Source organism: Bifidobacterium sp. ESL0800, assembly GCF_029395355.1.
Classification (GTDB): Bacteria; Actinomycetota; Actinomycetes; order Actinomycetales; family Bifidobacteriaceae; genus Bifidobacterium.
Genome location: NZ_CP113913.1, coordinates 222796 through 248804, shown reverse-complemented (window position 1 = coordinate 248804; position 26009 = coordinate 222796). Strand labels below are relative to the sequence as shown.

Here is a 26009-nt window from a genome sequence, read left to right as displayed (position 1 = left end):
TGGAGTAGATCTAACAGCTCTGACACAAGACATAGTACTGCCAGAAAACAGGAAACAACGAGAAATGTTCGAATTACCGAAGAATAATTATTGCTTGGAAATATCGTCTTTGCTCATGGAGCTTCCGGCGGCGAGCTTGCGCTGGCGTTCACGGCGCTTGGCGGCCTTGATCTTCGGGTTCTCCGCGCCTTCGCTCGGCGGCAGCTGGCAGAGCCATTCTCCGATGATGCCAACCACCATGTCGGCGAGGCAGATGATCGTGGTCACCGAGCATTGGATGATCACGTTTTGGAAATACGGGATGCCCCAATGACCAAGACACAACAGAAACTGTGCAAAATACCAGCCGGCCAGCCCGGCTCCGGCAATGCCGAGCGCCTTGCACAGCACCAGCGTGTAGACGGCTTTGGTGGGGTCGATCCAGCTTTTGCGCCTGGCCGGGTCGGTGATGGCATATTGGTGAACCTGCAGGGCCAGTATCAGAACCACCGCACCGAGCAATACCAGGATGAAGGCGACGAACCAAGGCGCGCCAATCAGCGAAAGCCCGCTCACTTCATCGGATTTGACCAGCATCGCACCGAAAAGCAGACCGATCAACGCTGCTATTACGTAATACCACCATGGGGTTCGTCGCGCACTCATTGCGTCTCCTCCAAGATCCAGCGGTCGTCCACCTTGCCGACGCGCGCTGCATCGGGTGCCATGGCCAGCAGGAAGGAGACCGGGTCGCCGTCGAGCCTCGCGTCTGGATCCATATCAAGCCAGGGGGCGAGGATCTCGGCCTGCTTTTTCGCCGCCGCCAACGGCAGTTCGATGGCATGTGCGATGGCTTCGGCAGTGTCTTCGGCGGCGCTTTCAGTCGCACCGCCGCCGTCTGATCCGGTTACGTCCTTGAGGCTCATGGTCTCGCCCTCGACATCGACCAAACGCAACGCGACGGCCCCTTCGTGGGCTGCCGAAAGAGAATCGAGCAACGACACGATGGCCTGCGGCTTCAATTTGGTGGTCAGTTGGATGACCGCTGCACTGGCGTCGGAGCTGTCGACGCCCATGACATGGTAGAGCGGTGAGATCCCTTCGATCTGATTGCCCGGCACCGCGTCAAGCGAGACGATAACAGCGCGGAACCGCTTGGCTGCATCGCTGGTTTTGCTGCGCATGGCGATGATGGCACGTCGCGGGACCGCGTAGACGTCCTCGGCTTGGTCTCGCTGGAGAGCCTGTGACTTTTGGGCTTCATCCTGGCGCTGCTGCTCACCTATCGTCGCGCCCGCCAACGAGGCCTTGGTAGGAGCGGCACCGCCGAGCAAACCCGTCACCGCGGTATCATTGCCCTCGGAAGTCCCGCCCGTACCAACCGTCACGGGCACATCGGCGATGGTAAGCCTTGTTATGGCTTTATCGTCCTCGTTTTCGACCTCATTATCCTGTGTATCGGCCGAATCCTCGAGTTTCAGCGTGACTTCGGCATGTACCGTGCCTTGGGCGACGGCTTCAAGCAAGCGTTGCCATACCTCGGCGCCGGCCGCGACATCCTCGCTTCTTGTCTCGTCGAACGAAAGCGAAAGCCGCGCTCCTACGCCGAGGGGCGTGCCATCAGCTGTCACGCCCCTCGACCCTTGCGAATCATCAATCAACGAATCCGACATAGCTCACTCGGATTCTTCCGTCTTCATACCCACGGAACGCTTGAGCGAGTCGGGAATCGGCACCGGCGGGATATCGGAATCGGGACGCGACGCGTCGGAAAGCCAGAGCCCGCGTTCCGGAGACATCTTCAGATTGGCGAAGATGACCTTCAGTTCCTTCTCGTTCAAGGTCTCCTTGACGAGCAGCTGACGTACCAGCTCATCGAGCACGTCACGGTTGGCCGTGATGATCTTCCACGCCTCGGTGTGCGCGGTCTCGAGCATGCCGTGCACCTCTTCATCGATGATGTCCTGCGTACGCTCGGAATAATCGTGGATGAAGTTGTTGGCGGAATCCTCGCCGTGCTCGGAATCGCCCCACTTGACGGCTCCCAGTTTGGAAGACAGGCCGAATTCGATGACCATCTTGCGGGCGATCTGCGTCGCCTTCTCGATGTCGTTGGAGGCGCCGGTGGTCGGATCGTGGAAGACGATCTCCTCAGCGGTGCGCCCGCCCATGGCGTAGGCCATCTGGTCCAACAGCTCGTTGCGCGACTGGGAGTAGCGGTCCTGGGTGGGCATGACGGCGGTATAGCCCAGGGCACGGCCTCGCGGCAGAATCGTCACCTTGGTCACCGGGTCGGTGTGGTGAAGTGCGGCGGCGACCAGCGCATGGCCACCTTCGTGATAGGCGGTGTTGCGCATCTCGTCCAGAGCCATGCCACGCGACTGGCGCTTCGGGCCGGACTGGACGCGGTCGATGGCCTCGTCGATGGCACGGTTGTCGATCAGCTGCGCTCCCACACGGGCGCAGAGCAACGCCGCCTCGTTCAGCACGTTGGCCAGATCGGCACCGGTGAAGCCGGGGGTGCGGACCGCGACGGTGTGCAGATCGACGTCCGGGACGAACGGCTTGCCCTTGGCGTGCACCTTCAAGATCTCCTCGCGGCCTTCCAAATCGGGGGCCTCGACGGCCACCTGACGGTCGAAACGGCCGGGGCGCAGCAGCGCCTCGTCCAAGACATCCGGACGGTTGGTGGCGGCGATGATGATGAGGTTGGTGTCGTTGTCGAAACCATCCATCTCGACGAGCAGCTGGTTCAGGGTCTGCTCGCGTTCGTCGTGACCGCCGCTCATGCCGGAGCCACGCTTGCGGCCCACCGCATCGATCTCATCGATGAAGATGATGGCCGGGGCGTTCTTCTTGGCCTCTTCGAAGAGGTCGCGCACACGCGAGGCACCAAGGCCGACGAACATCTCGACGAAGTCGGAACCAGCCATGGAATAGAAGGGCACGCCCGCCTCACCGGCAACGGCTCGTGCGAGCAGGGTCTTGCCGGTTCCAGGAGGGCCGTAGAGCAGCACGCCACGCGGAATGCGCGCGCCGAGCGCCTTGTACTTCGAGGGATCCTTCAAAAAGTCCTTGATTTCCTCGACTTCGGCCACGGCCGCTTCCTCACCGGCCACGTCGGAGAACTTGGTGGTCGGGGTCTTGCCGTCCAGCAGCTTGCCGTTGTCTTTCTTGCCGCCCATGCCGAATATGCCGTTCATGCCGCCGCTCATCCGGCTGAACAGCCACCAGCACAGCAGCAGCAGAATCACGAAGGGCAGCAACGTGGAAATGAGATAGGCCATCATCGAATCGGACTGCATGTCCGCGCTCCAGCCGTTCTTCGGATCGGCCTTCTTGACGGTTTTCAGTACCTCGGGCCCTTCGGCCAAGGTGTAATAGAACTGGACGTCACGGCCGTAATCGTGGTTGGACTTGGTGTTCGGGTCGGTCTTGGTGAAGTTCTGGTCGAGTTTCAACTTGACCATCTGTTTGTTGTCGATGATCTGGATGCGGTTGGTGCTGCCCTGTTGGATGAGCTCCATACCGTCCTTGGTATCGATGGTCTGCGTGCTGTTGGAGTTGAACAGCTCGAAACCCGCGAACACCAGAATGACCAAAACCACGATCCAGAGCACAGGTGACTGCCAGAACGGCCGCTTCTCGTTGGGGTTCCGGTCGCCTTTGTTGTTGCGGTTGTTGTTCTTGTTGCCGTTATTGGGATTGTTGCCCCTGTTGAAGGGGTTGAAAGGATTGTTGTTATTGTTGTTCGGCCCATTTGGGTTGCCCATCGGCCCCAAGGGATTACGGGGATTCTGAGGATAGCTCATACTGCTGCTCCTTCATAGACTGACGGCTTCAAAACCGCGATGGAATCAAGATTGCGGAAATGCTCGTTATAGTCAAGCCCGAAACCGACCACGAACTCATCTGGTACTTCGTAACCCTTATATTTCAGCGGCACCTCGACCTCTCGGCGGGATGGTTTCTCCAGCAGCGCAAACACCTCGACGCTCGCCGCCCCACGTTCCCTGAGTTCATTGGTCAGCCAGTGCAGCGTGAAGCCTGAATCGATGATGTCTTCGACGATCAGGATGTTGCGCCCTTTGACGTCACAGGACAAATCCTGACGGACGGTGATCTTCCCGCTGCTTTCAGTCCCCTCCCCATAGGTGGAAAGGCTCATGAAGTCCATCTGCGCATCGATGCTCAAAGCCTGTGAGAACGCTGCCAGCGTGTTGACAGCCCCCTTGAGCACGGCCACAAGCAAGAGATCCTTGCCTGCGTAATCTTTGCTCACTTGCGCTGCCACTTCTTTGATCTTGCGCTCGATCTGTGCTTTTGACACCAGTTCATGATCAATCTTGTCCTGTACATCCGCAATTTGCATAAAAACCATTTTTACACACGCGAATGACGTGTTTCTGCCTATTGACTGAATATCCGCTGGGAAGTGAAACAGCACCTTGCCCGTGCCAGTCGGTCACCAACGCCTCGATCGATAATACGTGCCGCAAGGAAAACGGTACATCGAGCCGCGCAAGCACTCGGGCGATGGTGCGACGACGAATCGCCGAATGGGCCTCAAACAACGCATCGACCCGCATCACGGCTGCCGCCCCATCGACCTTAAAACGAACGGCCTGACGATACAAATCGTCGGTCTCAAGCTCAAGGAAATCCCTGTCTGCGCTTGCCACGCGCGCCGCCTGCGCCAAATGGGCCGGGACGTCGCCGTTGAAGAATCCGGACAGGTAGGGCATCAGGGTGTGTCGCACGCGGGAGCGCAACGGGTAATGCTGCGGCAACGGCTCATCCGTTTCGAAGGCATCACCATTGGTCGGGTCATCCCACCATTCGATTCCCAGTTCCCTGCAGATAGCAGTGGTCTGGGCACGTGTGACGTCAAGGAACGGACGGATAAAACGGATGTCGCCGCGCACGAATGCGGAAGGCATACCGGCCAGCGCGTCGATACCGGCCGAACGGGTCAATACATCCATCAACACCGTTTCCGCCTGGTCGTCACGGGTGTGCGCCAGCAGAACCGCGGAAGCGTGCAGATCACTTGCGGCCTCTACGATGGCCTCATAGCGCGCCTGCCGCGCGGCATCCTCGACACTTCTGCCGCTTTCGATTGCCTTGACGTCGATGACCCGCACGATGACGGGGTCGAGTCCCAGGCCTTTGCAACGCGCTGCCGCGAGCCGGGCGACCTCTCCTGAACCGGGCTGAAGCCGGTGGTCGACGATGACGGCCCCACAATGCACGCCCAACATCGCGCAAACGATATGGCTTACGGCCGCGAGCGCCATCGAGTCCCGTCCGCCCGAGCACGCCACCAGGACCGTCGGAGCGTCGGCGGCGGGAGCGTGTTCGCCGTGTTCGGCGAAACGGGAATCCTGACGCCGGATTCCCGCCTCTGCAAGGGCGCCGCGAACCTGACCGACGGCTTTTTTCATCATCGCCGAATATGCCATCCTCTTCCCCTCTCTTAGAGCCCGGCCAGCGCCGAGATGAAGGCATCCACCGCGTTTTTGGCGGCCAGATAGTCCTGCGGGTTGTTGACGATGACCGCGAAGGCGAGCACACCGCCGTTCCTACGCGAAACATTGCCGGCGATTGACGTGACCTGATCCAGGGAACCGGTTTTGACGCGCAGCAGACCTGCCGCGTCCGGGTCTTCAAGACGGTTTTTGGCAGTACCCACCAAGCCGGGAACGGACAGCCCTTCGGCGGCGGCCGCCCCAGGTCCGGCTTTGAGATTGTGGGTCTGCACTTCGACCAGGGTCTTGACCTCAAGCGAAGAGCCTTCGGAGAGACCTGAGCAATCGGCCATAGTGAGGTTCGTCGTATCGACGCCGAGCTTGCCGAGTCTGGCCTTGACGGCCTGCGTCGCACCAACCGGGCTGTTGGCCTCGCCGTTTTTGAGGGCCAGAAGCCTGCCGAACTCCTCGATCAGGGTGTTGTCGGAATGACGCAGCGTGAAGGCCATCACCTCGGCCAGGCTCGCCGAAGCAACCGTGGCGACGCGTCTGGCGGTCTTCGCCGTTTTCCCGGCTGTTATATCGTCTTCTACCCCGATGCCGCGTTGGCCGAGCAGGGAGGCGAACACTGTTGCCGCATCGTGGGCCGGCGTGGTCGACATTTCCGGATAGGCAGTGTACAGGTCAGGGTCGTGCTCTGCGCCTTGCCATTGCCGCCCTCCATCGACGGCCATCGAGGAGATGCCGGTGAAATTGGTGTTGCCCACATTGTTGGAGGCGATGGCAGCCGGGGAACGAACAGCGCCGAAAAGCGTATCGTCGTATTGCAGATGAATCCGGCTGATGTCTCGCTTGTTGAGCTGGGCCACGGTTTGGTCGGCAAGGGTGGCGAGACCGGCTCTGCCGTTGATGTGGTTGGGGTCGCTTGCCCCTGCGCCCAGCAGCATATCCCCGTCCGATTTGAGCGTCAACGTCGTCTGTCGGGCATCGCCCGCGCCGGCGGATACCGGTTCAAGCAGGGCGTCCGTATGAAAGACCGAACCCATATCGAGGCTCGAAGAAGCAGCCAAAGCCGTCAGGGTTTTCATGGTCGAAGCCGGTTCACGGGGCGTATCCGGGGCGCGTGAATCGACGATCTTGCCGTCGGCGTCGGCGACGGCAAGCGAAAAATCATTTCCCAGACCGGCGGTTGAAGCAAAGGCGTTGATCACCGCCTCCGTCGCGTTTTTGTCGATCGGCTTGTCCAAATCCGCCGGGCCTGCGATGGATTTGGCGTCAATGATGGATCCGGAAAAGGCAGGAGACGTTTTGCCTGCGGGAAGTATCGTAAGCGGACCGGGCATCACCCCGTTGATGTCAGCGGCGAAATAGCCCGCCGCGACCAGCAACGTCACCAATACGGAAACGACGATGCGCCACGCACGGTTGCGTTGCACATGAACCATCTTGCGCGCGTGCGCCCCGTGTCTAAGATGAGATGATTGCGCAGTATCCACTTGCTACTCCCCTATGCTCCAAAAGCCAATCTAGCCTTTGTGCTCGATGGGCTTCCACTGCGCCTTCGAGAAGATGGCCTGGAAGGAGATCGGCACGTAACTGGCCATGTAGATGGGGAAGCTCAGCACATAAGCCAGAAGCTCCTTGTTGGAAGCGCCGATCTGGCCACGCTCGGCAAAGACCGTGAGCGCCGCCAGGAACATCATGCCCAAGAGACCCAGACCGCCGCCGACCAGCCAACTGGACAGCGAATTGAGCTGGCTTGGCCATGAGACGAAACCGAACGCGGCGAACAGCAGCCCGAGCAGCACACGCAAAACCCCGAGCACCGTGAACGGGCAGATCAACATGGTGAAATCGACGGCGGAGAAATCGCGTTCGCGCACTGCGCGGCGGATCAGCTGGGGGCCGTAATAGCGGAATACCTGCAGGAAGCCCTTGCTCCAACGCAGCCTCTGCCTCCAGCTTTGGCCGAAGGAATCGGGCTGCTCGTCGTAGAGGATGGCGGTGCCGCAGTAGCCGATGCGGTCGCCGTGCAGCACAGAGTCCATGGTGAACTCGAGGTCTTCGGTCAACAGATGGAATTTCCAGCCGTTGTTGCGCTGCATCACCTCGCGCGAGAACATGAATCCGGTGCCGCCGACGTGGCAGCTGGAGCCGAAGAGCATGCGCGAGTTGTTGAGGAAGCGCGACTCGCGGATGAACCAGAGCGCCGAACCGGAGGAGACCCAGTTGTCGGAAAGGTTGGTGGAGTTACGGTAGCTGGTCAAAATCTTGAAACCCGATTGGAAGGCCTTGTTCATCTCCTCTATATAGTGCCGGTCAAGCCGGTTGTCGGCGTCGAAGACGAAGAAGGCGTCGTAGTCGCCGGCGACGCCCTGCTCGATCATCGCATCGAGCAGGTAGGTCAACGCGTAGCCTTTGCCGACCTGTTGCAGATTGTGGCGTTCGACGACGTGGCAGTCCATCGCCCGTACCACTTCGGCGGTTTTATCGGTGCAGTTGTCGGCCACCAGCCAGATGTCGACAAGACGCGAGGGGTAGGTCTGGGCTCTGATGGAATCGATGAGATGAGGCACGACATTTTCCTCATTGCGCGCCGAAATCAACACGGCATAGCGTTTGTCCATCGGAGCTTCAGGAAATGTAATACGGTGATGGAACAACGACGCGACGATGCAGACCGCCTGATAACCGAGGCTCGCCGCACCCAGAATGAACATCAGGATGTCCAGGATATTGAGCAATACCATTTCAGCGCCACCTGACCCTCGGGTTATCCGTTTTTGTGTCATCTACCGTATCGTTGACCACTTTACCCGAGGTCGCGCCCTTGCCTTTCGGCACACGGTTCCCGCCCTTCGCATCGCGCGCACCCTTGGGCTTGTCTTGGTGCAGCTCCTGGGTGTCAAGGTCGTCGGCACCATCCGAGTCGCTGCCCTTAAGCGGTTTACGCTTGGTCTTTTCGGATCCGGCAAGCACTCCCTTGGGGATGGCGATGGTCTCGGATTCGTCGAGGTCGTGGCTGGTGGCTTTGGCATTGGACTCGACTGAGATGCGATACATCTCGTCGCGCAGGTTGCGCAGGTTGTCGTCGACGGGGACACGTGCGCTCGTGCCTTTGGCGGCACGCGGCATATGTTCGGCGACCGGCTGAACCACATGCTCGTTGAACGCCTCGGCCCCGGCGACGACCTTGGATTTCTTGACCGGCTCCGGGTCGCTCATCAACGGCGACTCCACCAGTTCGTATCGCTTGGTATACACCTTGAACAGGGCCTGCAGGCTGGCGGTGATGGGCAGAGCGAGGAAGGCGCCGAGCGCGCCGAACACCGCCCCCAGGACCAGCACCGAAAGGAAGGCGATGGCCGGGTTCAGGTCCATGGTGCGCTGCGAGACCTTCGGCGAGATGATCAGATTCTCGATCTGCTGGTAGATGACGATGAAGACGACCACGGCCACCCCGTAGACGAACCCGCGCGAGCTCCAGGCGAAGATGACCGGAAGCGCGCCGCCGATATAGGTGCCGATGGTCGGCACGAACTGCGAGACGATGCCGCAGAAGAGAGCCAGAGGCAGCCAGTTGGGCACCTTGATGGCCATCAGGAATATCGAGGTGAAGAAGGCGTTGAACGCCGCGAGGATGGTGCGCGAGAAGAGGAAACCGGAGATCTGGTCCTGCACGATGGTCCAGGCCAGCAGGAAGCGGCGCTGGGTGACCGGCCCGAGCCACTGGCACAGGCTTCTGCGCATCTTGGGGCCGGCGGCGGAGACGTAGTAGGTCACCATGACAATGGTCAGTACGTTGAGCAGTGCGCTGAACACGCCCATCGTGGTGCTCAACGCCTGTCCGGCGAAATCGGTGACCCAGGAGGTCTGCACGTTCTTGGCGATCTCGCTTCCCAGATTGGATATCTCCGGGAGCTTGAAATCCGTGTATTGGGCCACCAGATGCTGCGCCTGCGCGTAGAGATCGGGGATGCCTTTGATCATCGAAATCATCTGGACGACGAACATGTTGCCGAACAGACCCAACAATGCGATCACGATGACGATAAGTCCTATGAGGCACACGGCTGCCGCGGCCCCGCGTTTCCATCCGTGACGCACGAGACGAACGACCAGGGGTTCCATGGCGAGTGCCACAAAAATCGAGATGACGATGTCGAGGACGATGAACGCGACCTTGCCCCACGACCTGAAGATGAAGATGCAGACGAACACGGCTATTGCGGTATAGAGCAAGGCGCGGCCCCACCAGTCCGGCGGCCTGCGGGAATCGCCCTTCTGCGGGAAAACCGAGGCGAAATCTATCTTTTGGCTTTCGCTGCCACCAGTTTCTTGTCCACGTTTCTTCATGGTTTTCAATCCTACCCCGCCCCATGTGTAGACGACTTGGAATATCCTCATATATCATGGTCAAAGTTTCCATCGTGATACCCGCGTACAACGAGCAGGAGCGCATCGTCAGCTGTCTGAGCAATGCCGTCTGCCAGTCCGTTGCACCCTACGAGGTCATCGTCGTCGACAACAAGTCAAGCGATAAAACCTGTGAACTGGTGCAACGCTTCATTGACCATCAGCCCAGCCCTTCGCCGGTCAAATTAGTCCACCAGGACAAGGAACAAGGGCTTATTCCCACGCGCGATTTCGGTTTTTCCGCGGCGCTTGGCGATGTGTACGGCCGTATCGATGCGGACTGCATGCTCAAACCGGACTGGGTGGAGGTCGTCTCCGATATCTTCGAGCGTGACCCGAGCGCCATGGGCGCCACCGGCCCTGCGGTCTATTACGACATGCCCGCGGAACGACTCGGATTGGAAGGCGACAACAAAGTACGCAAGGTCACCTATCGCGCGGACGACGACAAGGTGCTGCTGTTCGGCTCGAATATGGCGGTGCGGGCCAGCGCGTGGGAGAAAATCAAAGACAACGTGTGCCGTGACAAGGCGGACATCATGCACGAGGACATCGACATCTCCCTGCATCTGCTTGACCAAGGGCTGAAAACCGTCTACTGCGAGGCAATGATCACCGGGGTCAGCGCACGTCGCATGGACACCTCGTTCTCTTCATTTCGCAAGTATATGCAGCGCTTTCAGAACACCTTCGACGCCCACCCGAACCATACGCGTGCGCACGACACCGAACGGACGCTGTACGCGCTCTATCCGGCGCTGCGGGCCTTCTACCCGGTCTATCAGAAATACCTCAATCACAGGAACGTCAATCCGGCACGGCGCATCTGGAGCAAGGAACAGCACGAAATAAGCAACCACCGCTGAATTGAATGTATTTCGCCGAGCAATCAAAAAGTTCGCCGTCAGGGTGTAAGCTGTATGGCTTGCATCTTCAGTAGCTCAGTAGCATGGTCGCGAAATATACCCTTGGCCTCACGACAACGGCGATTACTGCAGATGCTGCATTGCAGATAGCCATGGATCGTATACCAAAGATGGGGAGTGCAAATGGAAACGCAACTGGTGGCGTGGGGCTGGCAGGCCCTTTATCTTTTTGAGGCGTTGGTCCTCTCGACCTCCATAGGTCTCGAGCGCCAGGCCAAGCACAAAGACGCCGGTACGCGCACCCACGCCTTGGTGGGCGTCGGCTCGGCGCTGTTCGTCATCATCAGCAAGTACGGCTTCCTGGACGTGCTCACGGCCTCACCCAACATCCGAGTGGATGCGGCACGTGTGGCCGCTCAGATCGTCTCCGGCATCGGCTTCATCGGCGCGGGCGTCGTCTTCACCCAGCGTTCGCACGTCCGGGGGCTGACCACGGCCGCCTCGATCTGGATGACCGCGGCCATCGGCTCGGCCTGCGGTGCCGGCCAGTTCGTGCCGGCACTGACCTGCACGGCCCTTTACTTCCTGGCGGTGACGCTGCTGCCTTTCCTCACCAGGCTGATCGCGCCCGGAATCGGCAACGATGACATCCTACGTTTGAGGTATCGCGACGGACACGGCATATTGCGTTCGATTCTTTCGGTGTGCGCCCAGCACAGTGTCTCCGTCGAAGGCTTTTCCACCAGAAAATCAAAGGACGACGATGACGAAGAGCCTGGCAGCCGCGGTCATGTGGTTTCAGCCGACCTCGAGGTGCGTGGACGTGACAGCAAGGAGCTGATCGGCGACCTGAGCAATATCGACGGAGTGATTTCCGTCACAAGAATCAATAATAACGATTGACGTTCTGCCGATAGTCCCTTCCTGATCGTTTCATCTGGCACTATCGGCAATTACCGTGATGGGTTAATATCGGACAGATGCTATATTGGGTACGTTCGTCTGATTACTAAATTTTCGAGAGGCCAGGTTGGGTATGCCAAATCAACAGGGGCTCCTGTTGCGCGATGATCTGAAACGCGTAGTGGAAACGTTGCACTCCGAAGAGGACAACGTCACCCCGTATCGCGAGGATTACCGTCACTTGCTCGATAACCACGGCAAGATGATCCGGGCTTCTGTGGTCCTGCTGTTTTCCTACGCCACGCAATCGGACAGCCCGCAACCCGCAGCCAAGGACGTGGTCACGGGGGCGGCCGCCATCGAGATGCTGCATCTGGCCACCTTGGTGCACGACGACGTGCTCGACAACGCCTCGGTACGACGCAATCAGCCGACGGTGCAAACGGTACGTGGCAACAAGGCCGCGATTTATCTGGGCGACCTCATCCTTTCGCGCTACATGGAAATCATGTCCATCATCTCTCCGGACAAGGCCTTCATCGCCGAGCAGGCCCACACCGTCAACGAGATCGTTTGCGGCGACTTGCTGCAGGAATGCGCGCGACACGATACCAGCACCACCAAGGAATACTATGAGAAGGCCATCGCGGGCAAAACAGCGGCTCTGTTCCGCCTGGCGGCCATCACCGGCATCAAACTCAGCGTCAGCGAGCCTACAGCGCAGGCTCTGGAGCAAGCCAAGACATTCGGACTGCACTTGGGCATGGCCTTCCAGATTCTCGACGACGTGGAGGATTTCAACGTCGCCCACGACACCGGCAAGCCGAAGCTCGAGGACATTCGCGACGGCATCTACACGCTGCCCGTCATTCTGGCGATTGCGGCCGACCCGGCGTTCACGGATATCGTCAAACGCGACGACCCGCTGCAAGTGCTCGATTACTTCAAGGCCCATCCGCAGTTCATCAAGGGTGCCAAAGACGAGGCACGCAATCACCTACAGGCCGCAAAGGCCGCCATCACGGACAATGCCTACCCGCCGATCAACGCAGGCACCGCCAAGGCGCTGACCGACGTCATCGACAGGTTCATCAAGACCATCTGAATTCCGAATCAGCGATTTCGCATACAACATATGGCAATGCATTTGACGGGCGGATGCTTGGTAAGCATCCGCCCGTCAAATGCATAGAGGCTTATATTCGAGCCCCATATTGCCGGACGTTTCTCCTCCGACCTGTTGCTGTTATTTGCTGTCGTTCAGCGCGCCGTTTCCAGCTCGCCGACGTCCAGGCGGTAGAGCTCACGGAATCGCTCATTGGTGCGGTAAAGTTCGGTGGGAGCGCCTTGCATGGCGATCTTGCCGTTGTCGAGGAAAATGACCTTGTCGGACTGTTCGAGCCCTTGCAGATGGTGGGTGACCCAGAGCATCGTCCGCTCGCCGGCGGCGGAGAAGATCATCGACATCAGCTCGCGCTCGGTGATCGGGTCAAGGCCGATGGTCGGTTCGTCCAGCAGGATCACCGGAGTGTCTTTCAGAACGATGCGCGCCAGGGCGATGCGTTGGCGCTGGCCGCCGGAGAAGCGCTGGCCGGCCTCGTCCACTGAAGTGTCGATGCCGTCGGGAAGAGCGGCGACCGTCTCGTCGAGCTGCACGGCCTTGAGCGCCGCCCACACGTCGTCATCGGTGGCGTCGGGAGCGCCCAGACGCACATTTTCGGCGATGGTGGAGTTGAAGAGGAAGGCCTGCTGGTTCAGGTAGCCGAAGACGCGGGCACGTTCGTCCTGCAGCGCCGCGACGGGAATGCCGTTGATGGTGATGCTGCCCTGCTGCGGAACCAGATCGCCCAGCAACAGCTGGAGAATTGTCGTCTTGCCTTCCCCGCTGGGCCCGAGCAGCGCGACCTTCTCCCCCACTTTGATATGCAGGGTGAAGTCATCGAGCAGCGTCGGCTGGCCGGGACCGTAGGCGAAGGTGACATGGTCGAAATCGATGGATTTGATAAGGCCGTCGAGCTTTTGCTGCGCCACCGGGGCCTGTTGACGCGCTTCGACGCGGTTGGTGAGGTCGTTCAGGTGCTCGAGGGAATCGCTGTACAGCGGTATCTCGGCAGTGGCCTGAGCCACGTTGATGAAACAGTCGACCAGCGGGAAGACCGCCAGCACGATGGAAGCGGACCAGTCGGCGATGGACTTGGACCCGGTCATGGTCAGCCCGGCCCCGACCATCAGGCCGATGGCGATGACACCGAAGACAATCTGGATGGCGAAGTTGCGCCAGCGTTCGAAGGCCTTCTGCTGGTCCTTGCTCTCCTGGATGCGTCGGTATTCGTCCGCTCCGATGGCCACGAAGTCCTTGTCTTTGTGGGTGATCACCCAGTCGCTCAGGCCGAGGTAGCTTTCGGTGACCTTGGTGTATTCCTGTGCCTGCTGCTGCTTTTCCAGCTCGAAATGGCCGGTTGAGAAGCTCAACGAGACCAACGGAATCAGAATCAGCACCAGCGCGAGCATCAGGAACAGCAGCAGCGAGGAGGTCCAGGAGAAGATGCCCATGGCGATGGTGACCACGATCCAGAGGATATAGGCCACCACCGTGGGGAAAATGGTGCGCAGGTAGAAGTTCTCGAGGTGATCGAGATCGTCCGCCAGCAGGCTCAACACGCTGCCCGTGCGTTCGTGTTCATTGAGGAACGCGGCGTCCTTGGAGAGGGTGCGGTAAAGCTGCACGCGCAACTTGGAGATGACATGGAGCACCCAGTCGTGGCTTTTGAGCTGTTCGACGTATTTGAAGACCGGTCTGCCGATGCCGAAAGCACGCGTCAGGACGATCGGAACGTAGACCATGAGAATGTTATAGGGCATACGCGCCGAGCGGTTGATGAGGTAACCGGCGGTGAACATCAGGGCGGCGGCGCAGACGAAGGTCATGGACCCCAGGAAGAAGATCAGGGCGAGCGTGCGCTTGTTCTCCTTCAGGTACGGCCAGAACCAATGGTCGTTGTCCCATATCTTGAGGTAGTCGCGCAGGCTTTTCTTTCCGCCCGGCTGCGAACTTGGAACATCGGAGGCGGAAACGGGGGCTTTGCTGGTTGTGTCGGTTTCACTCATTGTCGTGCCACTCAAACCGTTCATATTCTTGGTTTCGGTTGTGTCGATACTTGCTTTACTTGCCGTTTCAGTCGAGGTACTGGTCAATCTGGTTGCCTCCCATCTCGCTGATGAGGTGGTCGAGGGGACCACCGGCACCGATCAATTCCTTGGGCGTGCCGGATTCGACTATCTTTCCTTCGTCGAGGACGAGCACCTGGTCGACGTTGGCAAGCCAGTGCAGTCGATGCGTGGCCAGGATGACCAAGTGGTTGTCCATAATCGGAAGCAGGGTCTTCTTCAAGTCGTATTCGGTTTCGATGTCCAAGTGGGCGGTGGGCTCGTCGAAGAGCAGTACCTCGCGCGACTGGTCGAGAAGGACTCGTGCAAGCGCGATGCGCTGGGCCTGCCCGCCGCTGATGCCGCGGTTGCCCTCCCCGATCAAGGTGCCGAGCCCCTCGGCAAGTTCGTCCAGCCACTCGTCGAGTCCGGCTTCATGGGCGGCCGCCTTGACGTCCTGTTCGCTGGCATCGTTGACATAGAAACGGATGTTGTCGGCAATGGAGCCGCTGAAAATGTATGGAGTCTGAGGAATGTAGCTGATATGGCGCTGCCATGCCTCGACGTTGAAATTCTTCAACGGCTTGCCATCCAGCTCGATGAAACCAGCATGGGGAATATTGAATCCTGCGAGCAGATTGATCAGCGTCGACTTGCCGGCACCGGACTTGCCGATGACGGCGATTTTGCCGTAGCCTCTGAAACTCATGGAGACATGATGCAAGGCATCCGGCTGGGCGGCCGCCTGGATTCCAGAAATGCCGGTTTCAGCTTGAGCCTGCTTTGTGTCTTGATCGCCTTGACCTTCGCGCTGCTGTTCCACAGCGTTCATCGCGACGCTGTGACTTGCCACACTCTGGCTTTCGTCTTCACCTTCCGGCTTGCTACCGGCAGGATAGGCGAAGTCGACGTCTTCGAGTTTGAGCTCGCTGTCGGCCTTCCAGCCGTCCCACTTGGTTTCGGTGTCCTGCGGGGTCTCCGGGCCGTCGATGAAGCTCATGATATCGTGCAGAGCGTTCTTGCCGTCGAGGGTGGCGTGGTAGTTGTCGCCGAACTGACGCACGGGCAGGAAGTAATCGGGGGCCATGATCAGCGCGAACATGGCCGGGAAGAGCGGCATGGTGCCGTTGACCAAGCGCAGGCCGAGAAAGACGGCCATGATGGCGATGCCGAGCGTGGTGAACCAGTCGAGGGCGAAGGTCGAGGTCATCGCGACCTTGAGCACGTCGATGGTGCGTTTGCGGAACCGTTCGCTGACGCTGTAGATCTCGCCTTCGTATTCCTTGTCGACGCCGAGCATCTTCAGGGTCGGCAGGCCGAGGATGCTGTCGACGAATTTGGTGTTGAGGATATTGAACTGGGCATATTGCTTGTTGGAGCGGTCACGTGCGGCAAGTCCCAGAATGACCATGAAGAAAATGATCAGCGGGTACATCAGCAGCAGCACCAGGCCGCTCACCCAGTCCTGCCACCATACGGCGATCAGGATGACCAACGAGATCAACATCATGTCGGTCATCTTCGGCAGGAGGATCTCGATATAGTGCTCGACCTGGTCGAGGCCGTCGATGAGCATCGTCACCGTCGAACCGGTGCCGCGTGAAGCCAGCGCCTGCGGACCAAGCCGGAAGATCTTGTGCTGGAGCTGAGGTCGTATCTGCCCTGCCACGTATTTGCCGTATTTGCTGGAAATATGCTGCTTGGCCACATCGCACAAATGACGCACGGCATAGAAAGCGAGAAATTCCAGAGACGGGCCTATGAGCGCGGAAACCGCATGAAGCTTCCATATCTCTACCAGTCCCCGCGCCAAGCCATGGGCCTGGCCGACGATGGACAGCGCCTGCAGAAGCGAAAGCAAGGCCAAAAGCCCCATACGCTGCCGCACCCCGTCGAACCTGAATAGACTTTTATCGATCACGACCAGTCCCAACTACTAACGGATATTTTTTAAGACAAAGAAAGCCCGATACTCCCCCGCATCAATGAACATTATTGCACATTCATCGCTGCGGGATAAGAGCATCGGGCATTGATCTAACTTTCAGGCGAAAGAACGAACATCAGTCCGTCACTCGGCCAAAGCCGCCTTGATGGCTTCTGGCGAGTTGTCCGTGAGCAAACGCTTGCGCTGGATGAAATACGACCAGCTGAAGTAGATCAGGACAATCGGCAGGAGGCAGCAAAGCACGATGGTCATGATTTCCAGCGTGTACTGCGAAGACGAGGCGGTGGACACAGCCAGGCTCTTGGACGGATCGGTCGCGATCATCACGTTCGGGAAAAGCCCGTTGAAGATGAAGGCGATGATACCGGCAAGGGTGACGCCGGAAGCGAGGAAGGCGAAACCTCCGCGCTTCTTGTAGGCTGCAAGATGTCCACAGATCGTCGCGGCCAGGATGACCACGGTGATCAGCAGTGTGGACTTGGTGCGACGCTGATAGAAATCAGTGAAGATGAACGCCAGGATGACGAAGATCACGAGCGCCGGGTAGGCGATCCAGTAGGTCTTCTTGGAGGTGTTGAGCATCCTCTCGGACGTCGCTTCGTCGAGCTTGAGGCTCAGGAAGTGCAGACCGTGCAGGAAGCTGAAGAACACCACAGCCACACCACCGACGATGGAGAGCAGGTTGACCACGTCGAAGAAACCGGCGTGAACGTTGCCCTGAGCATCCATCGGAACGCCCTGGATGACGCTGGTGAGCATCATACCCAGGCCGAACGGCGCGATGACGCTGCCGGCGAAGTTGGCCCACTGCCACACGTTGCGCTCACGATCGGTGATGGCGTGTGCGGCGAACTCGAAGGAGACGCCACGCAGAATCAGGCCGACCAACACGATGAAGAGCAGCAGGTAGTAACCGGAGAAGAGGCTCGCATACCACAGCGGGAAGGAAGCGAACATGGCGCCGCCGCCGGTGATGAGCCAGACCTCGTTGCCGTCCCAGTGCGGGCCGACCGCACGCATGTACAGCGCACGCTCATCGCCGTTATGGGCCAGCACGCGGGTGGCCATGCCGACACCGAAATCAATGCCGTCAAGGAAAAGGAAGATGGCGAATACCAAAGCAATCACAAAGAACCACAGCAATTGCAGGAAATTGTTGCCATCGATCAATGGCTTAGCGAGAAATTCAGTCATGCCAACGCCACCTTTCTATTGGCCGCATGGGCGCCAACATGTGCACCCGCGGTAGCCGTTTGTGCAGAACCTTCAACATCCGGCTCCGGTCCCTGATGAAGCACGCGGCGGGAGTAGAAGATCATCACGCCGCCCATGAGGCAGAAGAGCAGGAAGTAGACGATATTGGTGATCAGCAGGCTCGTCACGGTAGCCGTCGGCGAGACAGCGTCGGCGATGGTCTGCAGGCCATAGACGATCCACGGATAGCGGCCGAGCTCGGTGATGAGCCAGCCACCGGTGGTGCCGATGAACGGCAGATAGGTGCACACGCCCAGGACCCAGAGCTTCCAGCGGCTGTCCGCCAGAGTGTTCTTGGAGGCGCGGGTGAACCACAGCACGCAGATGGCGAGAATCAGCACGGCGAAACCGACGGCGGCCATGAAGCGGAAGCTCCAGAACAGCACGTTGGCAGGCACGTAGTAGTTCGAAATCTCAGGATGCTCGATGCCGTTCTTGATGATCTTGCCGCGCTCACCGAGGAACTGCTGGTTCAAGGTGTTCATGCCTTGAATGGTTCCGCCGTAGAGCTTGTGGAAAGCAAGCAGGGAGAGCATGCCGGGGATCTCGAGACCAGCGGCCGTGTGGCTGCCTTCGTTCATGAAGCCGACGACCATCCAAGGCGCCGGGCTCTTGAGGTCCTCATAAATGCCTTCGGTGGCGGCGAACTTCATCGGCTGATCCTTGATGATCTCAAGGGTCTGCAGGTCGCCGGTGATGATGACGAGGATGGAGCCGATCAGCGCGATGATGGCGCCGACGCGGATCGAACGGGTGAAGAAGGCGCGGTCGGCGTTCTTGTGCATGAAGCCGAAGGCGCTCATGCCGACCACGACCATGCCGCCGAGCATCAACGCGCCCGTAGCGATGTGCGGGAACTCACGCCAAAGCTGGGGGTTGCTGATGACAGCAGCGAAATTCGTCATCTCGGCATGGCCCGTCTTCTTGTTGATGCCGAAGCCCACAGGGTTCTGCATGAAGCTGTTCGCCGCGAGAATCCAGATGGCGGAAACCGTGGAGCCCAACCAGGTCAGCCAGATGAAGATCACATGCACACCCGGCTTGAAGCGGTTCCAGGTGAACATCCAGACACCGATGAACGTGGACTCCATGAAGAACGCCAGCAGGGCCTCGATGGCCAGAGGAGCTCCGAAGATATCGCCCATGAAACGCGAATAGTTCGACCAGTTCATACCGAACTGGAATTCCTGGATGATGCCGGTCACTACACCAACAGCAAAGCTCAAGAGGAAAATCTTCCCCCAGAACTGTGCCATACGCTTATAAATGTATTTCCGCTTCGCTACGTATAACGTTTCCATTACAGTCACTGTAAATGCCAAGCCTATGGATAACGGTACGAAGAAGAAGTGGAAGACCGTCGTCATCGCGAACTGGAATCGCGATAACCCTAAAACAGTCATTTTAATCCTTTCTTCCCAAGTATTCCCTACTCATAAAAGCACGGAATCAATCACTTTCCAGCATAGTACCAATATTGGTCAACTCCAAGACGGCACGATCGGAAATCATCTTTTTGGCGACACTGGCAATCCAACCCTTGAGGTTCCAGTGACCAAACATGTCAATCGATGCAATCCCTGCAGTCGGTCCCAACGAGCAAACCGTGCCAAGAGCCTTGAAAACGAATTTCTTGGTGGGCTGCCCGTTCATCAACGCGATGAGATTGTCGGCCGCGCAATCGGCCTGGGCGATGGAGATCTGGGCGGTGGTCGGGTACAGACGCCCGTTGCTCGGATTCATGACCCCGGAGACATCGCCGATAAGGAATTGATCGGGCTGGCCATTGACGCGCAGGTCATCGGCGACGATCACACGATTGCGCTTCTGGTCATAGCCGGAATCCGCAACGACATGGCTGCCGTGAACACCGGTGGTCCAGATGATGGTGTTGGCCGGGAACTCCTGGTCGTTGCTCATCACGGCATTGGGCTTGACTTCGGTGATGGGAGTGGAGACGTGGAAGGTGACGCCCTTCTTCTCAAGATACTTGACCCCCCATTGGGCCAGATTCTGGTCGAACATACCGAGGATCTTCGGCCCGGCCTCGATGCAGTCGATCTTGACTTCGCCGAGAGGGAAACCGTATTCCTTGGCGAGACGGGGAAGGCGGTGGACGAGCTCGCCGAGATATTCGATACTGGTGAAGCCGGCGCCGCAGACGATGATGCGCAGGTCGTTGGGGTCGTGGCTGGCCTTGTAGCGCTTCAACGTGTCTTCAAGATGCTTGCGGGCCGCCAGTGCGGTATCGATATCGATGATAGGCCACCCGTTCTCGTTGGCACCAGCGATGCCGAACGTCTCGGACTCGAAGCCCAGACTATTGACCAGATAATCATATTGGAGCGGCGCATTGTCCTTGAGCTCGACGCTCTTGGCGTCCTGGTCGATGCGGACCACTTCATCGATGATCACCTGAACATTGTTCTTACCGGCGAAGGCCTGACTGACGTCAAAGGTAATATCCGCAGGTTCTTTGGTCCCTGCGGCGACTTCGTGGAGCTGGGTTGACTGGTAATGGTACGGGTTTTTGTTGACCAGCACGATTTGTGCATCCACGCCTGAACCAGCTAATTTCTTGACGATACGCATCCCGGCGTATCCTGCTCCAAGAACGACGATTCTCTTCATTCCAATCACTTTTCCTTATAGCTTAATCACAGAAAAGATGAAGTCTTATCGGACTTCATCATTGCCAACACACTTCAACAATATATGAAAAGCTGAACAAAAAACGATTAAAACCTTGCAAATAATAGGCTAAACAAGCATTTTCCCGCTCTTTTATGGCATATGTCACTTCTCAAGACGCTTTTTGTTATGGAACAGCATTTTTCGCGACGCAGAGCAATTATTTTGTCGCATAAAATGTTAAAACAGGCCTATAAGCCAAAAAGAGTTCGTTACGACCGGGGCATGGCCTATGGTCCGAAATATCGTTCGATACGCGTACCTTGAAACAAAACGAGGGCGTATCGCAAGATTGGCACTCCCGATACACCCTCAAGATTTCCGATTGGCCTTTTGCACATGGCCAGCGCCTGCTCATATCCTTTTCGATATTGCCGCCTGCCAACGCCACAGGCCAGTCTGGTGCCGACGCCTAGCAAAAAGCAGGCATCGACACTAGAGACGACTACTCCTTCATGATGCCGGAGACATCCGTCAGTTCGGTGACGGAACGATCGGCGACGGCCTTCTTGGCGACGGACGCCTTGGCGCCCTTGAGCTTCCAATGGCCGCCCATGTCGACTTCGGCGATGCCGGTCTTGGGCCCGAGCGAGCACAACGTACCAAGTGACTTGTAGACAAACTTCTTCGGCTCCTTGCCCGCAATACGCGCCACGATGTTATCGGCGGCCGTATCGGCCTGGGCGATGGAGATCTGGGCGGTGGTCGGATAGAGACGCCCGTTGTCCGGGTTAGGGACGGCGGAAACGTCGCCTACGAGGAACTCCTCCGGATGGCCTTTGACCGACAGATCGTCCTCTACGACCACGCGGTTGCGCTTCTGGTCGTATCCGGAATCGGCGATGACGTGGCTGCCACGCACGCCGGTCGTCCAGATGATGGTGTTGGCCGGGAAGGCGGTGTCATTGCTCATCACGGCGTTGGGCTTGACCTCGGTGATCGGGGTGCCGGCATGGAAGGTGACGCCGTGGTCCTCGAGGTACTTGACGCCCCAATCCGCCAGTTTCGGATCGAACATCGGCAGAATCTTCGGTGTCGCCTCGATGCAGTCGATCTTGACCAAATCAAGCGGAAAATCGTATTCCTTGGCCAGCTCAGGCAGACGATAGACCAGCTCGCCCAAATATTCGATGGATGTGAAGCCGGCGCCGCAGACCACAATATGCAGGTCGTTTTCGTCGTGGCTGGTCTTGTAGTTCTTCAGGGTGTCCTCAAGATGCTTGCGCGCCGCGAGCGCGGTATCGATGTCGATGATCGGCCAGCCGTTCTCGTCCGCACCCTTGATGCCGAACGTCTCGGACTCGAAGCCCAACGCGTTGACCAAGTAATCGTAGGAAAGCGGGTTGGAATTCTTCAGCTCGACCTTCTTTTCGTCCTGATCGACCTTGGTGACCTCATCGATGATCACCTTGACCTTGGGATCAACGGCCTTGCGCACGTCAAACGAAATCTGGTCCGGTTCCTTGGTACCTGCGGCGACCTCGTGCAGTTCGGTGGACTGATAGTGATACGGATTCTTGTTGACCAGAATGATGTCGGCGTCGACGTTGGACTTGGCAAGTTGCTTCGCCGTACGCATTCCGCCGTAACCTGCGCCAATAATAACGATTGCAGTCATCGTAAACCCCCTTCGTTGGGAATCATAGTAAGGGCAAATACGCATACATTGCGTATCAGCCCTCGTCCAATACTTACAAAATTAAAACTATCCTTTTAAAAAATGAAAAACGATTTAAATTGCAGAATCAGATACATTTCTGCACGAAGCGACTACCCAATATGACATATTTCACAAAGTGTGACGAAATAAAAACCGGGAAAGCGACTGCCTTCGTTCGATCAGACAGACAGCGTTCACCCGGCACCGGCCGGCAATCCTCCCTATAAGATGTTCAAGAGCGGTTTACGGCACAGGGACGGAACCGGGGCATATCGGAGCAGCAGTCATACCGGCAATCGTTCACTTCTCTTCAGCGCACACAGTATGCTGAACGCGGCTCCGTCAACAACTATCGTGATGACAATTTGCTGAAAGCTCGTCGTTTCATATCCTCCCTAAAAGCTCGACATCATTGCGTTTCACGGTGAGTCACTGCGGGTTCATTTTGAGTTCGACTTGAGATTATTCATGATGATTTGGCGTGATTACGATGAAGACAGCAACGGTGCCGAACACCCCGAAACGTCAATTGGGAATAAGCCTGAGCCTACTGTTGATTGATGTTTGAGAAACCTTGAAAAAGTACCCCCCAAGAGAGTCGAACTCTTGTTGTCAGATTGAAAGTCTGGTGTCCTAACCGTTAGACGAGGGGGGCTAACAACCTATTCATCATAAAATACGAACTCGACTCGAGCAAGCCTCGGCGTGTTGGCAAACTTCAATAAATTGCAATACGCAAACATTTGCGAATCCACAAAACTGTAATGCCTTAAACTGAACGGCAAGTCACGCAGGGCCATCCCATGCGGCTCAACCGTTGAAAAGCAGAGACAGGCGGGCAGCGACATAGGCCGAACATCGAAAAGACACAGCGAATCAGAGGCATCCCGCCTCGGCTTCGCTTCCCGCAGCCTCAAACAGCAGGAACTTCAAACAGCTTGGTAAGTGAAATCGTGAATCACGCGACCCGCGGCCAAGCCCTTTTTCTCGAAATTGGTGAGCACACGGCCTTCGAAACGTTCCGATTCCCTGAAATCGGCGTGGGGCAATGACTCGGCCTCATCCGCCGTACCCTTGCCGACATGCTCAGTGGGCAACGAAACGGTCAAGGTACCGATATTGGCGAAATCAGCGCGACTATCCATCACCTCATGAACGTGAAGCGCATAATCCTCGATATCGGTGGCCAACCTCCACACCTTCCCCTCGCCCAACGCCTTGCGGATGTCGGACGCGAGCGCGGGCTGGACGATACGCCGCTTGTGATGGCGCATCTTGGGCCACGGGTCGGGAAAGAACGTCCACACTTCGGCGGCCACACCCGGTTCGCACGCGCCGAAAAGCTCCGGGGCATTGATCTGGGCGACGCGCAGATTGGCGAGGTTGAGTTTGCCGGCACGCAGCATGGTATGGGCCACACCAGGGTCGTAGACCTCAACCGCGAGGAAATTGACCTCTGGGTGTTCGCCCGCAGCGGCGATGATGTTTTCGCCCTGCCCCGTGCCGATTTCCATGACCAACGGATGGTCGTTACCCCAGGTCTTGCGCACGAAATCACGGTCGAACACAAATCCCTGCCTCAAATCAAGCGAGCCCTCCCCCGCGTTGACGTCAAGCAGGAAATCCGGCGAATACCGCTGCCAGGCCCGCTTGTAGCGATCATCGAGACGCCCCTTTCTCCGGACGTATGAGAGCACATGATGGATTCTTTTGTCGTTTTCCTGCACGAACCCCAAGTCTAACGGAAGGCAAACCCCGGAACCTTCACCCGGCCCGCGTAGACTGTTGGCTATGAACGACAACGATTTCAATGCAAGCCCGAATCAGGCACCCTACCAATACAGCGGCGCAAACCCACAGACGCCGAATTACCAACCATACGGCTTCGCAGGTCCCGGTTCGGTGCCGCCCTCAGGCCCAGGTCCAATGCCTCCTTCGGGCCCAGGTCCAATGCCGCCCATGGGCCCTCAGGGCTACTACGCGCCGGCTCCGAACCAGAAATGGAACACCCTGTGCATCGTCGGTTTCGCGCTTTCCTTCTTTATGCCGTTCATCGGGCTCATACTTTCCGTGATCGCGCTGGTACAGATCAATCGAAGCGGCGAAAAAAGCAAGGGCATGTCCATTGCCGGAATCGCCATCGGCGCGGTGTTGACGGTATTGGACATCATCGTCGCCGTCGCCATCGTTTCGGCATTCGGTTACGCGTTCAACCATATGGATTCGGATTATCCGGAATGCCACGGCTCGGACTGCTATTCCGATCCATTCGATAACGACGGCGATGACCCGGACGATCCGGATGACGAAGACAATCCGGAAGGCGAGTACGGCAATCCCTTCGACGACGATAATGATAACGCGTCCTATCAAAACAAGGACCACAATGACACCTATTACCGTTGTGACGATTTCGGAAGTGAAGGCCACGATCACTCTCGCCAGGGATGGAGGATGATGGACCATTATCATGGCCCGCAGCATAGGCCTTCTGCCGATCACATGTGCGAATAAATCCTGAAACTCAGACAACAAACTCAACCGTCTTTTCGTTTCGGATTGTCCTTTTCACCATGGCTAGGATGTATATGCAAGCGTTGGTATTTCGGCGCTACGATGGCTTCCATCAGGTGCACTGTTTTCGTGGCGACACGCTGAAACGGCAGCAGGGTTGCGCTCTGCCTGATTCTGAGTAATATTAACACTCGGCTGCTTGATGAAAGCAAGCCACGGCTCCGTAGCTCAGTTGGTTAGAGCGCCGCCCTGTCACGGCGGAGGTCACCAGTTCAAGTCTGGCCGGAGTCGCTCGAATGGTCTTAAGCCCGGTTCGCCGGGTTTTTGATTTATTCATGGCTCTGTAGCTCAGTTGGTAGAGCGAACGACTGAAAATCGTTAGGTCAGCGGATCGATGCCGCTCGGAGCCACCACTCAGGTCTCGAAACCAAGTAATTGTAATGGTTTCGAGGCTTTTTCATTTCACGCTGGCAAGTGGATATCGTCCAAACCCAGCGTTTACCCAGCGGATTTGGCAGGAAGCGGGCTTGGCCTGGTTGGCTCCGCGCCAAGCCTGCTTCAACTATTATCGGCACTTAAAGCTGCTGGGCTACCCAATCGACGATATACGGGGCGACGCCGTCGATCTGGTCGATGGCGATGTCGAAATCTCTTGGGCCGCCGTACCACGGGTCAACCAGGTCGATGTCGGACTCGTGCCCTGGCGCGGGCTTGGGCAGGTTCGGGTCGAAGCTGCGGTAGAGATGGACCTCGGGCTTCTTATCGGCCGGCAACAGGCGCAGCAGTCCCCTTTCGTGCGATGCGGTCATCGGCAGGAACAGGTCGCTTTCATCGATCTCCTCGGCGGTGATGCGATGCGCGAAATGATGCTCGGGAATCTCGTAGCCACGCTGGCGCAGCACGCGCACGGCGCGGGGGTCGATCGGGTGGCTGTGTTCCTCGTCGCTGACGCCGCTGGACATCACGCGCACCCGGTCGCCCAACCCGCGCTCTTCGAAGTTGGCACGCAGAATGATCTCGGCCATCGGGGAACGGCAGATGTTGCCGGTGCAGACGGTCATGACGGTGTACAGGTGGTTGGACATGGTTGCAGTATCTTCCTCTATAACAATGGAACTATCGATACAGCCATCATAACGACTCGGCCGTAACTGGCCCGGATC

The 26009-nt window shown here is 57.9% G+C and carries 20 protein-coding genes and 3 tRNA genes; 6 read left to right on the top strand and 17 right to left on the bottom strand.

Annotated features, from left to right (window positions below):
- Positions 1 to 87: 87 nt before the first annotated feature.
- From OZX75_RS01070 to OZX75_RS01035, 8 genes are all read right to left on the bottom strand, one after another.
- Positions 88 to 645, bottom strand: coding sequence for a DUF3180 domain-containing protein (locus tag OZX75_RS01070; RefSeq protein WP_277146414.1), 558 nt, complete (start codon positions 643 to 645; stop codon positions 88 to 90).
- On the bottom strand, positions 642 to 1652 hold the full coding sequence (locus OZX75_RS01065) for a 2-amino-4-hydroxy-6-hydroxymethyldihydropteridine diphosphokinase (RefSeq protein ID WP_277146413.1): 1011 nt from the start codon (positions 1650 to 1652) through the stop codon (positions 642 to 644). Before OZX75_RS01065 ends, OZX75_RS01070 begins: the two co-directional genes overlap by 4 nt.
- A 3-nt stretch (positions 1653 to 1655) precedes the next feature.
- Positions 1656 to 3791 carry an ATP-dependent zinc metalloprotease FtsH gene (ftsH, locus tag OZX75_RS01060; protein ID WP_277146411.1) on the bottom strand — a complete coding sequence of 712 codons (2136 nt, stop codon included), beginning with the start codon at positions 3789 to 3791 and terminating at the stop codon, positions 1656 to 1658.
- On the bottom strand, positions 3788 to 4351 hold the full coding sequence (hpt, locus tag OZX75_RS01055) for a hypoxanthine phosphoribosyltransferase (protein WP_277146409.1): 564 nt from the start codon (positions 4349 to 4351) through the stop codon (positions 3788 to 3790). Before hpt ends, ftsH begins: the two co-directional genes overlap by 4 nt.
- Positions 4320 to 5441, bottom strand: coding sequence for a tRNA lysidine(34) synthetase TilS (gene tilS, locus OZX75_RS01050; RefSeq protein ID WP_277146408.1), 1122 nt, complete (start codon positions 5439 to 5441; stop codon positions 4320 to 4322). The genes hpt and tilS overlap by 32 nt, the downstream gene beginning before the upstream one ends.
- 14 nt (positions 5442 to 5455) lie before the next feature.
- Positions 5456 to 6892 (bottom strand): D-alanyl-D-alanine carboxypeptidase/D-alanyl-D-alanine-endopeptidase, encoded by a 1437-nt coding sequence (locus OZX75_RS01045; protein ID WP_277146407.1) that lies wholly within the window; start codon positions 6890 to 6892, stop codon positions 5456 to 5458.
- Between the two features lie 81 nt (positions 6893 to 6973).
- Positions 6974 to 8197 carry a glycosyltransferase family 2 protein gene (locus OZX75_RS01040; RefSeq protein ID WP_277146405.1) on the bottom strand — a complete coding sequence of 408 codons (1224 nt, stop codon included), beginning with the start codon at positions 8195 to 8197 and terminating at the stop codon, positions 6974 to 6976.
- Position 8198: 1 nt separating this feature from the next.
- Positions 8199 to 9803 carry an AI-2E family transporter gene (locus OZX75_RS01035; protein ID WP_277146403.1) on the bottom strand — a complete coding sequence of 535 codons (1605 nt, stop codon included), beginning with the start codon at positions 9801 to 9803 and terminating at the stop codon, positions 8199 to 8201.
- A gap of 56 nt (positions 9804 to 9859) precedes the next feature.
- Here OZX75_RS01035 and OZX75_RS01030 point away from each other — a divergent pair, with 56 nt between their 5' ends.
- The 3 genes from OZX75_RS01030 (at position 9860) to OZX75_RS01020 (ending at position 12737) form a co-directional block, all read left to right on the top strand.
- A complete protein-coding gene (locus OZX75_RS01030; RefSeq protein WP_277146402.1) occupies positions 9860 to 10729 on the top strand; it encodes a glycosyltransferase family 2 protein in 870 nt (289 codons plus the stop codon).
- A gap of 183 nt (positions 10730 to 10912) precedes the next feature.
- A complete protein-coding gene (locus tag OZX75_RS01025) occupies positions 10913 to 11632 on the top strand; it encodes an MgtC/SapB family protein (protein WP_277146400.1) in 720 nt (239 codons plus the stop codon).
- A 133-nt stretch (positions 11633 to 11765) separates the two neighbouring features.
- The gene (locus OZX75_RS01020; protein ID WP_277146399.1) at positions 11766 to 12737 is read left to right on the top strand and encodes a polyprenyl synthetase family protein; all 972 of its coding nucleotides are present in this window, start codon (positions 11766 to 11768) and stop codon (positions 12735 to 12737) included.
- Between the two features lie 155 nt (positions 12738 to 12892).
- Here the strand turns inward: OZX75_RS01020 and cydC are convergent, their stop codons facing one another.
- From cydC to trmB, 8 genes are all read right to left on the bottom strand, one after another.
- Positions 12893 to 14740 carry a thiol reductant ABC exporter subunit CydC gene (cydC, locus tag OZX75_RS01015; RefSeq protein ID WP_277146397.1) on the bottom strand — a complete coding sequence of 616 codons (1848 nt, stop codon included), beginning with the start codon at positions 14738 to 14740 and terminating at the stop codon, positions 12893 to 12895.
- Between the two features lie 67 nt (positions 14741 to 14807).
- On the bottom strand, positions 14808 to 16655 hold the full coding sequence (locus OZX75_RS01010; protein WP_277146395.1) for an ABC transporter ATP-binding protein/permease: 1848 nt from the start codon (positions 16653 to 16655) through the stop codon (positions 14808 to 14810).
- Positions 16656 to 16850: 195 nt separating this feature from the next.
- Entirely contained in the window at positions 16851 to 17921 is a 1071-nt protein-coding gene (gene cydB / locus OZX75_RS01005; protein WP_277146393.1) for a cytochrome d ubiquinol oxidase subunit II, read from the bottom strand.
- Complete coding sequence (locus tag OZX75_RS01000; RefSeq protein WP_525930253.1) at positions 17918 to 19384, bottom strand: cytochrome ubiquinol oxidase subunit I; 1467 nt, start codon at positions 19382 to 19384, stop codon at positions 17918 to 17920. Before OZX75_RS01000 ends, cydB begins: the two co-directional genes overlap by 4 nt.
- A gap of 46 nt (positions 19385 to 19430) precedes the next feature.
- Positions 19431 to 20612: an NAD(P)/FAD-dependent oxidoreductase gene (locus tag OZX75_RS00995; protein WP_277146391.1), complete on the bottom strand. Its 1182-nt coding sequence runs from the start codon at positions 20610 to 20612 to the stop codon at positions 19431 to 19433.
- A gap of 505 nt (positions 20613 to 21117) precedes the next feature.
- Entirely contained in the window at positions 21118 to 22290 is a 1173-nt protein-coding gene (locus tag OZX75_RS00990) for an NAD(P)/FAD-dependent oxidoreductase (protein WP_277146390.1), read from the bottom strand.
- A gap of 625 nt (positions 22291 to 22915) precedes the next feature.
- Positions 22916 to 22987 (bottom strand) — tRNA-Glu (locus OZX75_RS00985).
- A 274-nt stretch (positions 22988 to 23261) separates the two neighbouring features.
- Entirely contained in the window at positions 23262 to 24068 is an 807-nt protein-coding gene (trmB, locus tag OZX75_RS00980; protein WP_525930252.1) for a tRNA (guanosine(46)-N7)-methyltransferase TrmB, read from the bottom strand.
- A 55-nt stretch (positions 24069 to 24123) separates the two neighbouring features.
- On the opposite strand from trmB, the gene OZX75_RS00975 reads away from it, so the two are divergent.
- The 3 genes from OZX75_RS00975 (at position 24124) to OZX75_RS00965 (ending at position 25259) form a co-directional block, all read left to right on the top strand.
- Positions 24124 to 24846, top strand: a complete 723-nt coding sequence (locus tag OZX75_RS00975) for a DUF4190 domain-containing protein (RefSeq protein ID WP_277146388.1) — start codon at positions 24124 to 24126, stop codon at positions 24844 to 24846.
- Positions 24847 to 25063: 217 nt separating this feature from the next.
- Positions 25064 to 25137: transfer RNA gene (locus OZX75_RS00970), tRNA-Asp, on the top strand.
- 46 nt (positions 25138 to 25183) lie between these two features.
- Positions 25184 to 25259 (top strand) — tRNA-Phe (locus OZX75_RS00965).
- Between the two features lie 162 nt (positions 25260 to 25421).
- On the opposite strand, the gene OZX75_RS00960 is transcribed toward OZX75_RS00965, so the two are convergent.
- Complete coding sequence (locus OZX75_RS00960) at positions 25422 to 25931, bottom strand: low molecular weight protein-tyrosine-phosphatase (protein ID WP_277146387.1); 510 nt, start codon at positions 25929 to 25931, stop codon at positions 25422 to 25424.
- Positions 25932 to 26009: the final 78 nt, after the last annotated feature.

What these genes read in the sequence shown, in the direction of transcription:
- OZX75_RS01045 (WP_277146407.1), bottom strand. Translation starts at nt 6,892, where the DNA reads ATGGTTCATGTGCAACGCAACCGTGCGTGGCGCATCGTCGTTTCCGTA.
- OZX75_RS00975 (WP_277146388.1), top strand. Translation starts at nt 24,124, where the DNA reads ATGAACGACAACGATTTCAATGCAAGCCCGAATCAGGCACCCTACCAA.
- OZX75_RS01020 (WP_277146399.1), top strand. Translation starts at nt 11,766, where the DNA reads ATGCCAAATCAACAGGGGCTCCTGTTGCGCGATGATCTGAAACGCGTA.
- tilS (WP_277146408.1), bottom strand. Translation starts at nt 5,441, where the DNA reads ATGGCATATTCGGCGATGATGAAAAAAGCCGTCGGTCAGGTTCGCGGC.
- OZX75_RS00990 (WP_277146390.1), bottom strand. Translation starts at nt 22,290, where the DNA reads ATGACTGCAATCGTTATTATTGGCGCAGGTTACGGCGGAATGCGTACG.
- OZX75_RS00960 (WP_277146387.1), bottom strand. Translation starts at nt 25,931, where the DNA reads ATGTCCAACCACCTGTACACCGTCATGACCGTCTGCACCGGCAACATC.
- OZX75_RS00995 (WP_277146391.1), bottom strand. Translation starts at nt 20,612, where the DNA reads ATGAAGAGAATCGTCGTTCTTGGAGCAGGATACGCCGGGATGCGTATC.
- ftsH (WP_277146411.1), bottom strand. Translation starts at nt 3,791, where the DNA reads ATGAGCTATCCTCAGAATCCCCGTAATCCCTTGGGGCCGATGGGCAAC.
- OZX75_RS01010 (WP_277146395.1), bottom strand. Translation starts at nt 16,655, where the DNA reads ATGGGGCTTTTGGCCTTGCTTTCGCTTCTGCAGGCGCTGTCCATCGTC.
- OZX75_RS01040 (WP_277146405.1), bottom strand. Translation starts at nt 8,197, where the DNA reads ATGGTATTGCTCAATATCCTGGACATCCTGATGTTCATTCTGGGTGCG.
- OZX75_RS01035 (WP_277146403.1), bottom strand. Translation starts at nt 9,803, where the DNA reads ATGAAGAAACGTGGACAAGAAACTGGTGGCAGCGAAAGCCAAAAGATA.
- cydC (WP_277146397.1), bottom strand. Translation starts at nt 14,740, where the DNA reads ATGAGTGAAACCGACACAACCAGCAAAGCCCCCGTTTCCGCCTCCGAT.
- cydB (WP_277146393.1), bottom strand. Translation starts at nt 17,921, where the DNA reads ATGACTGAATTTCTCGCTAAGCCATTGATCGATGGCAACAATTTCCTG.
- hpt (WP_277146409.1), bottom strand. Translation starts at nt 4,351, where the DNA reads ATGCAAATTGCGGATGTACAGGACAAGATTGATCATGAACTGGTGTCA.
- OZX75_RS01000 (WP_525930253.1), bottom strand. Translation starts at nt 19,384, where the DNA reads ATGACTGTTTTAGGGTTATCGCGATTCCAGTTCGCGATGACGACGGTC.
- OZX75_RS01030 (WP_277146402.1), top strand. Translation starts at nt 9,860, where the DNA reads ATGGTCAAAGTTTCCATCGTGATACCCGCGTACAACGAGCAGGAGCGC.
- OZX75_RS01065 (WP_277146413.1), bottom strand. Translation starts at nt 1,652, where the DNA reads ATGTCGGATTCGTTGATTGATGATTCGCAAGGGTCGAGGGGCGTGACA.
- OZX75_RS01070 (WP_277146414.1), bottom strand. Translation starts at nt 645, where the DNA reads ATGAGTGCGCGACGAACCCCATGGTGGTATTACGTAATAGCAGCGTTG.
- OZX75_RS01025 (WP_277146400.1), top strand. Translation starts at nt 10,913, where the DNA reads ATGGAAACGCAACTGGTGGCGTGGGGCTGGCAGGCCCTTTATCTTTTT.